Source organism: Serratia sp. A07 (genome assembly GCF_058725505.1).
In genome coordinates, this window is record NZ_JBZXDO010000259.1 from 1 (window position 1) to 517 (window position 517).

Here is a 517-nt window from a genome sequence, read left to right on the forward strand (position 1 = left end):
TCTGGCGCAGCTGGCTGGTCGCTCATCACTTTGTCCCTCTCCGGTTGTGTCTGTTGTGGCGCAGTATCGCACAATCACGCGGCTGGGGCATCCGCTCCCGGCGGGCGGACTGGCGCCGCGAGCGCCGCCCGCCCGTGAAGGTCAACCGCCACGCGCCGGGCGCAAAGGACGCCGGCATGGCCGGCCCTTCTCCGGCGGCTGCCGCGTCGCTTTGCATTTTTGCCTGCCTGTTGCCGTATCTGCGCTTCACCGGACGATGAACGGCCTTCAATAATGTTCCCCCCTGCAGCCCGATGACATCTTGGCAGGCGCCGCATTCCGCGCGCCGGCGGGCAAGCCCGGCCTTCAAGCGGCTTTCGCGACATAAAATCGCCTCGGCAAGCCTCGTCTCTTTATTTCACGTCCGCTTGACGCGCAGCGACCCCTGCCGGCCATGACATGGGGTCTGAAGCCCAACCGTACGAAAACGTACGCTAAGTACATTTATTGACCAGCCTGGCTGACTCTATGTATTTGT

1 protein-coding gene is annotated in these 517 nt (G+C 63.2%); it reads left to right on the plus strand.

Annotated features, from left to right (window positions below):
* The coding region (locus tag AC4PR2_RS29625) for a hypothetical protein (RefSeq protein WP_492176142.1) at positions 1–260 on the plus strand (260 nt) is incomplete at its 5' end.
* Positions 261–517 lie beyond the last annotated feature (257 nt).